We start from the raw sequence: 13,597 nt of genomic DNA, 5'->3' as shown, positions 1-13,597 counted from the left end.
GCTGTTCAGCTCCTTCGGACTCCGGACACTCCCCGGTGGAGCGTCCTTCTCCAGGTGAGACGGAACAGCCCTCACGAAATGTGACAGTCCCCCGGAGGGAGCCGAGCCGGCCGCGCACGGACCCCAGTCTGTCCGGGTTCGGTGCCGCCCGCACGTCGCCGCTCGCACGTGTCGGACGCGCCCCGCCGCCATGACCGTGCGGTGGAGAGGCCCGGCGGCGGGCAAGGGCCGTCGTCACCGCCGCCGGGCCGGTCTGGGGAGATCCAAAAAGGACTAGACCAAAGACTCCATGAGGTCGGGCGGGTTGAGAAGCCCGGCGACGACACCTGTGAGCCACCCCACATCACTCACCCGTATGGACGTCGATCGGGCGTGGCACACTGGCTCTGTATCAGCAGCAGCGCACTCCGGGGTCGGTGAAAGTCCGAACCGGCGGTTACAGTCCGCGACCCGACCGCTTCCAGCGGCCGGTTGACCAGGTGAAATTCCTGGACCGACGGTTAAAGTCCGGATGGGAGGCAGTGCGCGGCGGGCGAGCATTCGTGCGCGTCGCCGTATTCACCCGTCCTTGCGGACGGGGCCGTCCGGCGTCGCCCCCAGTGCTCCTGCTCGTGAACTCTGTCGTCATCGACAGCCCCGGAGTCCGTGCCCCGATGTGGCAGGAGGACCCGGGACGTGTTCACCGGAATCGTCGAAGAGCTGGGCGAGGTCACCGCCGTCGAGAACCTCGGCGATGCGTGTCGCTTCCGTCTGCGCGGCCCCGTGGTCACCGAGGGCGCGAAACACGGTGACTCCATCGCCGTCAACGGCGTCTGCCTCACCGTCGTCGAGCACGAGGGCGACGAGTTCACCGCCGACGTCATGGCCGAGACCCTCAACCGCTCCAGCCTGGGCGACCTCGCCGTCGGCTCGCGCGTCAACCTCGAACGCCCCACCGCCGTCGGCGCCCGTCTCGGCGGCCACATCGTGCAGGGCCATGTCGACGGCACCGGCCGGGTCCTGGAGCGCAAGCCCTCCGAGCACTGGGAGATCGTCAAGATCTCCCTCCCCGCGGACCTCTCGCGCTACGTCGTGGAGAAGGGCTCCATCACCGTCGACGGCATCAGCCTCACCGTCGTCGACGCCGGCCCCGACTACTTCACCGTCAGCCTCATCCCCACCACCCTCGACCTGACCACGCTCGGCCACAAGCAGCCCGGCGACCCGGTCAACCTCGAGGTCGACGTCGTCGCCAAGTACGTGGAGCGGCTGCTCGCGAGCGCTCAGGGGGCGGCACAGTGAACTGGCTGAACACCGAGGCGTTCACCGCCTTCGACCAGCACATCCTCTGGTCCGACATGATCGGCAACATCACCGGCCTGGTCGCCCTGGCCCTCGGCTGGCGGCGCTCCATCTGGAGCTGGCCCGTGCAGTTCCTGGCCGGCCTCATCCTCTTCGGCGCCTTCTACGGCCACCTGACCGGCAGCGCGGGCAAGCAGGCCATCGTCATGGTCGTCGCGCTGTACGGCTGGTGGCAGTGGAACCGCAAGAAGGGCGAGACCGGCGACGGCCACATCGCCCCGCGGTTCGCCACCTGGACCGAGCGCGCGGCCATGGTCGGCGCGGCCGCCGCCGGCACCGTCGCGGTGGCGCTGCTGTTCAAGGCGTACCCGAGCCTGTCCTGGGACCCTTGGCCGGACGCCTACATATTCGTCGGCACCGTCGTCGCCATGTACGCCCAGGCGCGCGGCATGGTCGAGTTCTGGTTCGCCTGGCTCCTCGTCGACCTGGTGGGCGTCCCCCTGAACTTCGCCAACGGCTACGCCTTCTCCGGCTTCGTCTACGTCATCTACGGCGCGCTCGTCCTGTGGGGCATGCGCGACTGGTGGCTGCGCTCCCGCCAGGGCACGCGGCCCGCTCTGGAAGGAGCGCCGGCATGAGTACGGCACCGATCCTGTACAGCACCGACGGCCTGGAAGACCTCTCGCTCGACCCGATCGAGCAGGCCATCGCCGACATCGCCGCCGGCCGTCCGATCGTCGTGGTCGACGACGAGGACCGGGAGAACGAGGGCGACCTCGTCATCGCCGCCGAGAAGGCGACCCCCGAGATCGTCGCCTTCATGATGAGCGAGTGCCGTGGTCTGATCTGCGCGCCCATGGAGGGCGAGGAGCTGGAGCGCCTCGAACTGCCGCAGATGGTCGAGGACAACACCGAGTCGATGAAGACCGCGTTCACGGTCTCCGTGGACGCCTCCGCCGCCCACGGCGTCAGCACCGGCATCTCCGCCGCCGACCGCGCCACCACGCTCCGGCTGCTGGCGGGCGGCGACGCCGAGCCCACCGACTTCGTCCGCCCCGGCCACGTCTTCCCGCTGCGCGCAAAGCCCGGCGGCGTCCTGACCCGCAACGGTCACACCGAGGCCGCCGTCGACCTCGCCCGCCTCGCGGGCCTGCGCCCGGCCGGCGCGATCGTCGAGATCGCCGGTGAGGACGGCCGGATGCTGCGGCTGCCCGAGCTGATCCCGTTCGCCCGCAAGCACGGCCTGACGATCATCTCCATCGAGGACCTGATCGCCTACCGCCGCAACGCCGAGCCCACCGTCCGCCGCGAGGCCGAGGTCCACCTGCCCACCTCCCACGGCGAGTTCATGGCGTACGGCTATCGCTCCACCGTCGACGGCGTCGAGCACGTCGCCCTGGTGCACGGCGAGATCGGCGACGGCGAGGACGTCCTGGTGCGCGTCCACTCCGAGTGCCTGACCGGCGACATCTTCGGCTCCGCCCGCTGCGACTGCGGACCCCAGCTGGAAGCCTCCCTGGAGCGCATCCAGGCCGCGGGCAGGGGAGTGGTGGTCTATCTGCGCGGCCACGAGGGGCGCGGCATCGGACTGGTCTCCAAGCTGCGCGCCTACGAGCTCCAGGAGCGCGGCCGCGACACCCTCGACGCCAACCTGGAACTCGGCCTGCCCGCCGACGCCCGGGACTACGGCGCCGGCGCCCAGATCCTCGAGAACCTCGGCGTGCGCAGCGTGCGCCTGATGACCAACAACCCGGACAAGTCCGAGGCCCTGCTGCGGCACGGGCTCAAGGTCACCGGCCGGGAGCCGATGCCGGTACAGGCGGGCGAGCACAACCTCCACTACCTGCGCACCAAGCGGGACCGGATGGGCCACGACCTGCCCTGGCTGGACACCGCACCGGTGTCCACCTGCAAGAACCAGTAATCGCACCTCTAGGAGACGAGAGAACGTGAGCGGCAAGGGCGCACCCGAACTGTCCGTACGCAATGTGGGTGACCTCCGGGTCGCCGTCATCGCGGCGCAGTGGCACGAGAAGGTGATGGACGGTCTGGTGGACGGCGCTCTGCGCGCCCTGCACGATCTGGGCATCGACGAGCCGACCCTGCTGAGGGTCCCCGGCAGCTGGGAACTCCCGGTCGTCGCCAAGGTCCTCGCGGGCCGGGGCTACGACGCGATCGTCGCGCTCGGCGTCGTGATCCGCGGCGGCACCCCCCACTTCGAGTACGTGTGCCAGGGCGTCACCCAGGGCCTCACCCAGGTCTCCGTCGACACCGGCGTCCCGATCGGCTTCGGCGTGCTGACCTGCGACACCGAGGAGCAGGCCCTGGACCGGGCGGGGATCGAGGGCTCCAACGAGGACAAGGGGCACGAGGCGGTGACGGCGGCGGTGGCGACGGCGGCCACCCTCCGCTCAGTATCTGAACCGTGGCATTAGGCCGGCCGGCACAGCGGCTAGGGTGGGCAGCACCATGTCCAATAAGACGTTCGAGGAGCTCTTCGCCGAGCTCCAGCAGAAGGCCGCCACCGGCGACCCCGCCACTTCCCGCACCGCAGAGCTGGTCGGCAAGGGCGTCCATGCCATCGGCAAGAAGGTCGTCGAAGAGGCCGCCGAGGTGTGGATGGCCGCCGAGTACGAGGGCAAGGAAGCGGCCGCCGAGGAGATCTCGCAGCTGCTGTACCACGTCCAGGTGATGATGGTCGCCCGCGGAATCTCGCTGGACGACGTCTACGCCCATCTGTAAAACCTTTTCGAGACAGTTCACCCCATTTCACGCGAAGGAAGCCGACCTCATGCTGCGCATCGCCGTCCCCAACAAGGGTTCCCTGTCAGGCCCTGCGGCGGAGATGCTGCATGAGGCCGGCTACCAGCAGCGCCGGGAGTCCAAGGAGCTGCGGATCGTCGACCCGGAGAACGAGGTCGAGTTCTTCTACCTCCGCCCCCGCGACATCGCGATCTACGTCTCCTCCGGCCGCCTCGACATCGGCATCACCGGCCGCGACCTGCTGATCGACTCCGGCGCCAAGGCCGAGGAGATCCTCCCGCTCGGCTTCGCCCGCTCCACCTTCCGCTTCGCCGCCAAGCCCGGCACCGCGAGCGGCGTCCAGGACCTCAAGGGCAAGACCGTCGCCACCTCCTACGAGGGCATCGTCGAGGGCCACCTCGCCGACAGCGGCGTCGACGCCTCCGTCGTCCACCTCGACGGCGCCGTCGAGACCGCCATCGAGCTCGGTGTCGCCGAGGTCATCGCGGACGTCGTGGAGACCGGCACCTCGCTGCGCAACGCGGGCCTCGAGGTCTTCGGCGAGCCGATCATGAAGTCCGAGGCCGTCGTGATCCGCCGCGTAGGCGCCGACACCACCTCGGAGAACGAGCCCAAGGTCCAGCAGTTCCTGCGCCGCCTCCAGGGCGTCCTGGTGGCCCGGACCTACGTGATGATGGACTACGACTGCCGCGTCGAGCAGCTGGAGAAGGCCGTCGCCCTCACCCCGGGCCTGGAGTCCCCCACCGTCTCCCCGCTGCACAACGAGGGCTGGGTCGCCGTCCGCGCGATGGTCCCCGCCAAGGAGGCCCAGCGGATCATGGACGACCTCTACGACATCGGCGCCCGGGCCATCCTGACGACGGCCATCCACGCCTGCCGTCTCTGAGGGCCGTACGCCATGTCCGAACTCCCCGCCCTTCCCGTCACCTTCCGACCGGGCCGCACCCGGGCCGTCCTGCTCACCGCGGCCGTCGCGCTCTTCGTGGTCATCACGGCGATCGCGCTGCTGCTGGAGAAGCTCGGCCCCGGCGAGCGCCTCAGCTTCGTCCTCACCGCCGCTCTGCTGGCCGGTGTGCTGGCGCTGCTGGCCCGGGTGAAGGTCGTCGCCGACGAGTCCGGGGTCACCGTGGTGAACATCGCCGGCAGGCGGCGGCTGGCCTGGGCCGAGATCGTCCAGGTGAACCTCCGCCCCGGCGACCCCTGGGTGTTCCTCAACCTCAGCGACGGCACCAGCCTGCCCGCCCTGGGCATCCAGCCCGGTATCGCCAAGCAGCAGGCCATCGCCGACGCCCGCGCGCTGCGGGCGCTCGTCGAGGCCCACGGCCCGGGGGATCTGCCGTAGCGGGCCCTGTCTTGATTAATCTGGTGGCGGAGGCGTTCTCATGGCGCCTCCGCCGCTGATGTTCCCCCCGGTCCTCAGAGGCCCCCCTGCTATCCGAGGAGTGATTCCCTCCAGCGATGGACGGATCGTCCTGTAGTACCTGCGCCGCCCTCTTCCGACCCACCGAGGCGGCGGCATGACCATCCCCCTGCTGCTCCTGGCAGCCGCGTTCCTGCTGATTCTGGCCAACGGCTTCTTCGTGGCCGCCGAGTTCGGCCTCGTCACGGTCGAGCGTCCGGAGGCCGAGAGGGCCGCCGCCGAGGGCGACAAACGAGCCGCTACGGTCGTGGAGTCGCTCAAGGAGCTCTCCTTCCAGCTCTCCGGCACCCAGCTCGGCATCACCATCACCTCCCTGGTCGTCGGCATGCTCGCCGAACCGGCCCTCGCGGAGCTGCTGCACGGCCCCTTCACCGCGGTCGGCATACCCGAGGGCGCCGTCTCCGGCGTCACCGTGGTCGTCGGCATGCTCCTGGCCTCCGCGGTGCAGATGGTGATCGGTGAGCTCGTGCCGAAGAACTGGGCGGTCTCCAAGCCGCTCCAGGTCGCCCGCTTCGTCGCCGGGCCGCAGCACGCCTTCGCCCGGCTGTTCCGCCCGGTCATCGCCGCGCTGAACGCCGTCGCCAACCGCCTCGTCCGCGCTCTGGGTGTCGAGCCCACCGACGAGCTGGCGTCCGCCCGCACCCCCGGCGAGCTCGTCTCCCTGGCCCGGCACTCGGCCCGGGCCGGCACCCTGGAACAGGACACCGCCGACCTGTTCGTGCGGACCCTGTCGCTCGCCGAGCTGACCGCGCAGCACGTGATGACCCCGCGCGTGAAGGTCAGCTCGCTCCAGGCGTCCGCGACCGCCGAGGACGTGGTCAACCTGACCCGTGCCACCGGCCTGTCCCGGTTCCCGGTCTACCGCGAGAAGATCGACGAGATCGTCGGCATGGTCCATCTCAAGGACGCCCTCGCCGTCCCGGCCCACGACCGGCTGCGCACCCCGGCCGGCCGGATCGCCCGACCCGCCCTGCTGGTCCCGGAGACCCTCCCGGTCCAGCCGCTCCTGGCCCGGCTGCGCAGCGAGCAGCCCATCGCGGTCGTCGTCGACGAGTACGGCGGCACGGCAGGCGTGGTCACCCTGGAGGACATCGTCGAGGAGATCGTCGGCGAGGTCCGCGACGAGCACGACGGTCTCGACGTGCCCGAACTCGCCGCCGTCCCGCCGGAGGACGGCCGGCCCGCCTGGGACGCCGACGGCAGCTGCCGCGTCGACATCCTCCAGCGCATAGGCCTGGACGTGCCCGAGGGACCGTACGAGACGGTCGCCGGTCTCGTCGCCGACCTGCTGGGCCGCATCCCGGCCGTAGGGGACCGGGCCGAGCTCCCCGGCTGGCGGCTCTCGGTGCGCCAGGTCGGGCACTACCGGGCCGAGCGGGTACGCCTGGTCCGTACGGCCCCCGTGATGGAGGCGGCCCGATGAGCGTGCTCCAACTCCTGTTCGCCGCGCTGCTCGTGCTCGCCAACGGCTTCTTCGTCGGCGCCGAGTTCGCGCTGGTCTCCGTCCGCCGCAGCCAGATCGAGCCGCTGGGCACCGCCCGGGCCCGCCAGGTGATCTACGGTCTGGAGCGGCTGCCGCAGATGATGGCCGCGGCCCAGTTCGGCATCACCGTCTGCTCGTTGACGCTGGGCGCGGTCGCCGAGCCCACCGTCGCCGCGCTGCTCGAGCCGGTCTTCGAGTGGATCCACCTGCCGCACGGCGTGATCCATCCGCTGGGCTATGTGATCGCCCTGGCGGCGGTGGTCTTCTTCCACCTCGTCATCGGTGAGATGGTCCCGAAGAACCTGGCGATGGCCGCCCCGGAGAAGGCCGCCCTGTGGCTGAGCCCGGGCCTGGTCGTCTTCGCCCGCTTCTGCAGGCCGATCACCCTCGCCCTCGGCGCCTGCGCCCAGGGCATCCTGCGCCTCTTCCGGGTCGAGCCCAAGGACGAGGTCGAGGCGGTGTTCACCAGCGAGCAGCTCAACCGGCTCGTGGAGGACGCCGGGCAGGCGGGCCTGCTCGACCCCGAGGAGCAGGAACGGCTGGAGGACGCGCTGGAGCTGGGGTCCCGCCCGGTCACGGACGTGCTGCTGAGGCGCGAGTCCCTGGTGACGGTCGGCCCCTCGGTGACGCCCGGCCAGGTCGTCGCGCTCACCGCCCGCACCGGCTACTCCCGCTTCCCGGTCGTGGCCGACAACGGCGCCTTCATGGGCTACCTGCATGTGAAGGACGTACTGGACCTGGAGGAGTCGGAGCGGGCGGTGCCCCAGCACCTCTGGCGCAAGATGACGACTCTGCGGTCCGAGCTCCCCCTGGACGACGCCCTGACGGTCATGCGCCGAGCGGCGACGCACCTGGCCCAGGTGACGGACGCGTCGGGCAGGGTACTGGGCCTGGCGGCGCTGGAGGACGTCCTGGAACTCCTGGTGGGCGAGGTCACCGACCCGGCCCACCGCGAGACACCGCCGGAGCCGAGGATGGCGGAGCAGAAGGAAACGGTACCGAGCTGACGCAGGCCGCACCCCGCGCCCCCAGGGGCGCGGGGCTGTGTCGATGTGCGGCTCCGCCGCGTGGGCGCGAGCAACCACGAATCACCCGCACCCGCCGACGAACCACGAGCTCCCGGGTTCGTACGCGTCCCCTACATCGCCGACGGATCCTGGGGCCCACGCCCCGACAGCACTTCCCCGTACGCCTGCATGAGATCCGGCAGCCGCAGTGTCGACAAGTCGTCCCGCGTCAGCATCCCCGGATACGTCGACAGCCGCAGATCCCGGTACGCGCAGCTCTTCTCGTACAGGGTGCGCAGGAACCGCCCGTTGCCCAGCTCGTCGATCCATCCCTGGTCCACCACGTGCCCGGCGATCGACCGCAGCTCGTCGAGGGCCTCCTCGTCCCACACGTCACCGTTCTCCGCGGCCAGCACCTCGCCGATGGAGGTGAGTTCGAGGGGCCGGTAGGAGGGGAAGTCCACCCGGGTGGTGAAGCGGGAGGACAGTCCGGGGTTGGCGGCCAGCAGCCGGTCCATGCCCTCGGGGTAGCCGGCCAGGATGACGACCAGGTGGTCGCGGTTGTCCTCGGCCCGCTTCAGCAGCACCTGGAGGGCCTCGTCGCCGTACGCGTCACCCTTGCCGTAACCGGAGTTGGACAGCGAGTACGCCTCGTCGACGAAGAGGACCCCGCCGATCGCGGAGTCGATGAGCTCGTTGGCCTTCACGGCCGTCTGCCCGAGGTACTCGCCCACGAGATCGGCGCGCTGGGCCTCCACGAGATGGTCGCCGCCGAGCAGCCCGAGGGCGTAGAAGACCCGGCCCAGGATGCGGGCGACCGTGGTCTTGCCGGTGCCCGAGGGGCCGGAGAAGACGAAGTGCCGCTTGGGCGGCTGGACCGGCAGGCCCTGACCGGCCCGCAGCCGTGCCATGTTCAGCTGTGCGGACAGCGCCTTGACCTGGCGTTTCACCGGCTCCAGACCCACCATGCGCTCGAGTTCGGCGAGGGCTTCCTCGAGTAACACCGGGTCGGTGGGGCCGGCGGGCAGCGTCTGCGACGGGAGGGTCTTCTCGCGCACCGACGGGTCGGACACCGACGGCAGCGGGCCGGGCGCGGGCAGGTCCGGCTCGGAGAACTTCAGGTCACGGCCGTCGGCGCCGCCGAAGAGCGGATCGAGGCCGTCCGGACCTTCCAGGACGTCCTGCACGCCGGAGAGCGCGATCGAGGCGAGGTCGGCGGCCTCGTCGTACCCGTCGCCCTCGGCGATCGCCGCGAGCCGGGCCGCGGTGTCCATGAAGGCCGGGTCGACCCGGTGGACCGCGCGGTACAGGGGGAGGGCGGCGGCCGAGCGGCCCGTGCCCTCGTGCGCCCGGGCCAGCCAGTAGCGCAGCTCCTTGCGCTGGGGCTGTTCGCTGCGGCAGCGCATCAGCGCCGCCGACAGCAGCGGTTCGGCCTGGCCGTACATCTCCAGGCGCACGCGGGCCATGCCGCCGAACAGGCCGGCCTCGATGCCCAGCAGGGGATCGTCGATCAAAGGGTCGGTGTGCCGGACGAGTTGGTCCCAGTCCTTGACCAGATAGGCGCGGCAGGCGTGCAGGAAGCGCACCTGGGGGTCGGTGTCCACGGGCGGCAGGCCCGCGAGGGCCCGGTCCAGCTCCGGGACATGGCGTCCGTCCAGCCAGTGCGAGGCGTGCGCGAGCAGCAGGTCGCGGGGGCTCTCCAGCACGGGCTGCACCCACCAGCCCAGCCAGTACCAGGAGTTGAGGGTGCGGCGGTGACGGGCGCGCTGTTCGCCGAAGCGTTCCCGGTGGCGGAACATCCGCAGCAGCGCGGTCGTCGTGTCGACGCGCAGCGCGTGCAGGCCGAGCCAGCCGTCCGCCATCCCCGGATCCATCCGCACCGCGGCGCGGAACTCCTCCTCCGCCTGCGGATAGGCGCCCATCGTGTAGGCGTCCACACCTCGCAGCCAGGCGAGGTCGGCCGGGGCCTGCGAGCCCTGCGTGCCGAAGTCCATCACGTCCCCCACAAACCGTGCCCCCGTTGGTTGGTCACCGAACCGTCGCCCGCCGACCGCCTTGATCGAACCGCCTTGCTGCGGACCGGAGTTGCAACGGTGCGCGGAGCTGCCGTCCTTAAGGTCGCACCGAGGGCATCGTACCCGCGGGGGTACGGCCCGCCGAAGGGTGCCGCACAGGCCGTTTGGCGAGGTGGGAGCAGACGGGGCGCATACGCGATGGTGACCGAGGGTGAGCGAATCACGGCCCGGAGCGCCCGAAAAAGGAGGTGCGGGCAGAACGAAGCCCCCGATCACGGGGGAACAACCGGGGGCTTCGCGACTGCGGGCGGCTGCTGAAGGCCGCGCATTGAGAACGTAAGTCCTGTACGGCCCCCCGGTCAAGCCGAGTTGAAGCACTTCGGGAAGTTCAGCCGCAAGGGCCTTCACAAGTTCAGCACATTGCGGATGGTCCGTCACCCAGCGTGATGGACTGGTCCGATCCAACCGTCCCAGCAGGCCCCGGAAGCACCTCGTACCCCTTCTCTCCCTGCCGCACCAGAAGATCGGCGTACGGGCGAGAAGGGTCCTCGGCGAAGTGAGCGGTCTCGGCCCGGACCCACCCGGCCCAGAACTCCCGCTGCTCCTCCCCGTCCCGTGACCGGCCGCGCGCCCAGGACTCCTCGCGGGGCAGCTCCATCCACAGCAGCCGCGCCAGATGCGGGCGCAGTACGCGACGGCCCGCGCCGACCCCCTCGAGGAGGACCACGGGCGCCGCGGGCAGGGTGCGGGGCGGGCCGAAGCGGCGGGTGCGCCAGTCGTAGGGGGAGAAGCGCGCGCGCTCGCCACGGGTGAAGGGCTCGATCACCTGGGTCAGCAGCCGACCGGTCCAGGCGAACAGTTCGTCGTGGCTCGCGATGTCGTCGAGGTGCAGCACCGGCGCACCCCCCAGCGCGGCGGCCAACTCCCCGGCGAACGTGGACTTTCCGGAACCGGCGTGACCGTCGACGCCGATCAGACGGACCGGGCCGCACGACGGGGCGAGGCCGTGGAGGTGGTCGGCGAGGGAGCGCATGGCCGGTTCCTGGAGCTTTCGCGAGTCCGACAGGGGGCGTCAGCACTCTAACCGGGGCCCCGGCGGGGGCCGCCGCAGGTCATGCCAGTGGTCGAGGCCAATATTCGTGGGCGTGGCATGGCCCGAAGTGCTGGCAGGCGCGGGCGGCTGCGGTCATAGTTGGCGCACAACCGTGCAGTGGACCTGCCCAGAACCGGACCAACTTGGGGGTCATTCCGCCCATGAGCAGAGCCGAACAGCCGTCCCGCAGAACCGTCCTGGCCGCCGCGGTCGCCGCCGCGGTGGCCGGCAGCGCAGGCCCGGCGGCCGCAGCCGGCGGCGTGACCGGCGCCGGGGCCGCCGTCCGCCGGGCCGACCGGTCCGGCCTCGTCGACAACCGCTTCTGGACGACGTACGCCGACTGGCGCGGCGGCCGCGCGAACGGCACCCGGGCCGTCGCCGGCGCCCGGCCGGGCGTGGTGATCGGCGCCGCGGCGGGCCGTGTCGACTACACCGACCCGCACACCGGGAAGACGGCCGCCTGGGAGTACGCGACCTGGACCTCCCCCGTCCACCGGCTCGCCGTCCCGGCCACCGAGGCGATCGCGTCCTGGAACGCGCACACCCCGGACGGCACCTGGCTCCAGGTCGAGCTGAAGGGCACCTACTCCGACGGCACGGACACCCCCTGGTACGTGATGGGCCGCTGGGCGGCCAGTGACCAGGACATCCGGCGGACCTCGGTCGACGACCAGACGGACGACAAGAGCAGCATCTGGACGGACACCTTCGCCATCGACGACCCGGCGACGGGCCTGCGCCTCACCTCGTACCGGCTGCGCCTGACCCTCTACCGCAAGCCCGGCACCAAGAGGACCCCGACCGTGTGGCGGCTCGGCGCGATGGGCTCGGACGTCCCGGACCGCTTCACCGTCCCGGCCTCCACGCCGGGGCTCGCCCAGGAGCTGATCGTCCCGCGGTACTCGCAGGAGATCCATGCCGGCCAGTACCCGGAGTACGACAACGGCGGCGAGGCCTGGTGCAGCCCCACCTCCTCGCAGATGATCATCGAGTACTGGGGCGGCCGGCTCACCCCGGCGCAGCTGGCCTGGGTCGATCCGACCTACGCCGACCCGCAGGTGTGCCACGCGGCCCGGTACACCTTCGACCACCAGTACGCGGGCTGCGGCAACTGGCCGTTCAACGCGGCCTACGCGGCCACGTTCGAGGGCCTCCAGGGCGTGGTCACCCGGCTCGGCTCGCTGACCGACCTGGAGACGCTGATCGCGGCCGGCATCCCGGCCATAACGTCCCAGTCCTTCCTCAAGGAGGAGCTGACGGGGGCGGGTTACGGCACCTCCGGGCACCTGATGACCGTGATCGGCTTCACCGCCGACGGCGACGTGATCGCCAACGACCCGGCCTCGCCGAGCAACGAGGCGGTGCGACGGGTCTACAAGCGGCGCGAGTGGGAGAACATCTGGCTGCGCACCAAGCGGTACAACGCCAGCGGCAAGGTCGTCTCCGGCACCGGCGGCGTCTGCTACCTGTACTTCCCCGCGCGGCCGACCGCACGGCAGTGCAAGGCGCTCGCGGCGGTGGGTGTGCGCTGAGCCACACCCCGAGCGCACAGGCCCCGGGGAAACCGGGGCCTATGCGCTGTGACCGACGTCTCTGCCGCAAAAGCCCTGGTCGGTGGCAAGGTGGACACATGACTGCGAACTCAGCCGCCGCCCCTCGCGTCCGCACCGGCGGCCCTCAGGAAGACGGCCCGAAGGTCCTCGAGCACGTCATGGGCTGGACCCTGGTCGTGGTGGTCGCGATGCTTATGACCCAGCTCGGACTACTGTGACCTGACCCACGAATGACCTGACATACTGCGGGTGTCCCGCCCCGTTGAGACCAGGGTCGAAATTGAGTATCAGCCAACAGCGCGACGCCGCCCGTCCCAAGCCGCGCGGCACCGACCGTTCGGTGGCGCGCCGCGCCGAACTCATCGCGATCGGGCGGCGGTTGTTCGCCGACACGTCCTACGACGCGCTCTCGATGGATGACATCGCCCGCCAGGCGCATGTCGCCAAAGGGCTGATCTACTACTACTTCCAGTCCAAGCGCGGCTACTACCTGGCCATCATCCAGGACTCCGTCGCGGACCTGGTCACCTTCGCGGCGAGCGGCATCCACCTGGCCCAGGTGGACCGGGTCCAGCGCACGATCGACGGCTATCTGCGCTATGCCGAGCACAACCAGGCCGCGTACCGGACCGTCGTGAGCGGCGGGGTCGGCTTCGACGCCGAGGTGCACGCCATCCGGGACGGTGTGCGCGAGGCCATCGTCGCGACCGTCGCCGAGGGGGCGTACGGCCGTACCGACATCTCGGCGCTGGCCCGGATGGGCCTGTTCGCCTGGGTGTGCAGCGTCGAGGGCGCCACCCTCGACTGGATCGACCGCCCGGCCCAGCTCACCCGCGACACCATGCGCGAACTGCTGGTGAAGACCCTCGGCGCCTCCCTGCGCGCCATCGAGGAGTTGGACCCCGCCTACCCGGCCCCGGGCCCGGCCCGCCGCGACTCCTGACGCGCCGAGGGGCGAAGGCTCTCGCGCCTCCGCCCCAAG

The 13,597-nt window shown here is 70.9% G+C and carries 14 protein-coding genes and 1 riboswitch; of the genes, 12 read left to right on the top strand and 2 right to left on the bottom strand.

Going from position 1 to position 13,597, the window contains the following annotated elements:
* Nucleotides 1–398 precede the first annotated feature (398 nt).
* Nucleotides 399–529, top strand: a riboswitch (FMN riboswitch).
* 146 nt (nucleotides 530–675) lie between these two features.
* The 9 genes from ACZ56U_RS28325 to ACZ56U_RS28285 all read left to right on the top strand — a co-directional run bounded on the left by ACZ56U_RS28325 (nucleotide 676) and on the right by ACZ56U_RS28285 (nucleotide 7,954).
* Nucleotides 676–1,281, top strand: coding sequence for a riboflavin synthase (locus ACZ56U_RS28325; protein WP_469086800.1), 606 nt, complete (start codon nucleotides 676–678; stop codon nucleotides 1,279–1,281).
* Nucleotides 1,278–1,919 (top strand): nicotinamide mononucleotide transporter family protein, encoded by a 642-nt coding sequence (locus tag ACZ56U_RS28320; RefSeq protein ID WP_469086799.1) that lies wholly within the window; start codon nucleotides 1,278–1,280, stop codon nucleotides 1,917–1,919. The genes ACZ56U_RS28325 and ACZ56U_RS28320 overlap by 4 nt, the downstream gene beginning before the upstream one ends.
* Complete coding sequence (locus tag ACZ56U_RS28315; RefSeq protein WP_469086798.1) at nucleotides 1,916–3,205, top strand: bifunctional 3,4-dihydroxy-2-butanone-4-phosphate synthase/GTP cyclohydrolase II; 1,290 nt, start codon at nucleotides 1,916–1,918, stop codon at nucleotides 3,203–3,205. The genes ACZ56U_RS28320 and ACZ56U_RS28315 overlap by 4 nt, the downstream gene beginning before the upstream one ends.
* A gap of 25 nt (nucleotides 3,206–3,230) precedes the next feature.
* Complete coding sequence (ribH, locus tag ACZ56U_RS28310; RefSeq protein WP_391240965.1) at nucleotides 3,231–3,716, top strand: 6,7-dimethyl-8-ribityllumazine synthase; 486 nt, start codon at nucleotides 3,231–3,233, stop codon at nucleotides 3,714–3,716.
* Between the two features lie 34 nt (nucleotides 3,717–3,750).
* Nucleotides 3,751–4,023 (top strand): phosphoribosyl-ATP diphosphatase, encoded by a 273-nt coding sequence (locus ACZ56U_RS28305; protein WP_171144228.1) that lies wholly within the window; start codon nucleotides 3,751–3,753, stop codon nucleotides 4,021–4,023.
* Between the two features lie 49 nt (nucleotides 4,024–4,072).
* Nucleotides 4,073–4,930, top strand: a complete 858-nt coding sequence (gene hisG, locus ACZ56U_RS28300; protein WP_469086797.1) for an ATP phosphoribosyltransferase — start codon at nucleotides 4,073–4,075, stop codon at nucleotides 4,928–4,930.
* Nucleotides 4,931–4,942: 12 nt separating this feature from the next.
* Nucleotides 4,943–5,386, top strand: coding sequence for a PH domain-containing protein (locus ACZ56U_RS28295; protein WP_469086796.1), 444 nt, complete (start codon nucleotides 4,943–4,945; stop codon nucleotides 5,384–5,386).
* A 175-nt stretch (nucleotides 5,387–5,561) separates the two neighbouring features.
* Complete coding sequence (locus tag ACZ56U_RS28290) at nucleotides 5,562–6,887, top strand: hemolysin family protein (protein ID WP_469086795.1); 1,326 nt, start codon at nucleotides 5,562–5,564, stop codon at nucleotides 6,885–6,887.
* On the top strand, nucleotides 6,884–7,954 hold the full coding sequence (locus tag ACZ56U_RS28285) for a hemolysin family protein (RefSeq protein ID WP_469086794.1): 1,071 nt from the start codon (nucleotides 6,884–6,886) through the stop codon (nucleotides 7,952–7,954). Before ACZ56U_RS28290 ends, ACZ56U_RS28285 begins: the two co-directional genes overlap by 4 nt.
* A gap of 131 nt (nucleotides 7,955–8,085) precedes the next feature.
* On the opposite strand, the gene ACZ56U_RS28280 is transcribed toward ACZ56U_RS28285, so the two are convergent.
* A complete protein-coding gene (locus tag ACZ56U_RS28280; protein WP_469086793.1) occupies nucleotides 8,086–9,948 on the bottom strand; it encodes an AAA family ATPase in 1,863 nt (620 codons plus the stop codon).
* Nucleotides 9,949–10,381: 433 nt separating this feature from the next.
* Nucleotides 10,382–11,002 carry a uridine kinase family protein gene (locus ACZ56U_RS28275; protein WP_469086792.1) on the bottom strand — a complete coding sequence of 207 codons (621 nt, stop codon included), beginning with the start codon at nucleotides 11,000–11,002 and terminating at the stop codon, nucleotides 10,382–10,384.
* A 221-nt stretch (nucleotides 11,003–11,223) separates the two neighbouring features.
* On the opposite strand from ACZ56U_RS28275, the gene ACZ56U_RS28270 reads away from it, so the two are divergent.
* The 3 genes from ACZ56U_RS28270 to ACZ56U_RS28260 all read left to right on the top strand — a co-directional run bounded on the left by ACZ56U_RS28270 (nucleotide 11,224) and on the right by ACZ56U_RS28260 (nucleotide 13,558).
* The gene (locus ACZ56U_RS28270) at nucleotides 11,224–12,594 is read left to right on the top strand and encodes a peptidase C39 family protein (protein WP_469086791.1); all 1,371 of its coding nucleotides are present in this window, start codon (nucleotides 11,224–11,226) and stop codon (nucleotides 12,592–12,594) included.
* Nucleotides 12,595–12,692: 98 nt separating this feature from the next.
* Entirely contained in the window at nucleotides 12,693–12,833 is a 141-nt protein-coding gene (locus ACZ56U_RS28265) for an SCO1431 family membrane protein (protein WP_469086790.1), read from the top strand.
* Between the two features lie 62 nt (nucleotides 12,834–12,895).
* A complete protein-coding gene (locus tag ACZ56U_RS28260) occupies nucleotides 12,896–13,558 on the top strand; it encodes a TetR/AcrR family transcriptional regulator (RefSeq protein ID WP_469086789.1) in 663 nt (220 codons plus the stop codon).
* Nucleotides 13,559–13,597 lie beyond the last annotated feature (39 nt).

This window comes from Streptomyces sp. NPDC034103, assembly GCF_055575395.1.
The sequence above is the reverse complement of the archived record's forward strand: the minus strand, read 5'-3'. Positions and strand labels throughout refer to the sequence as shown.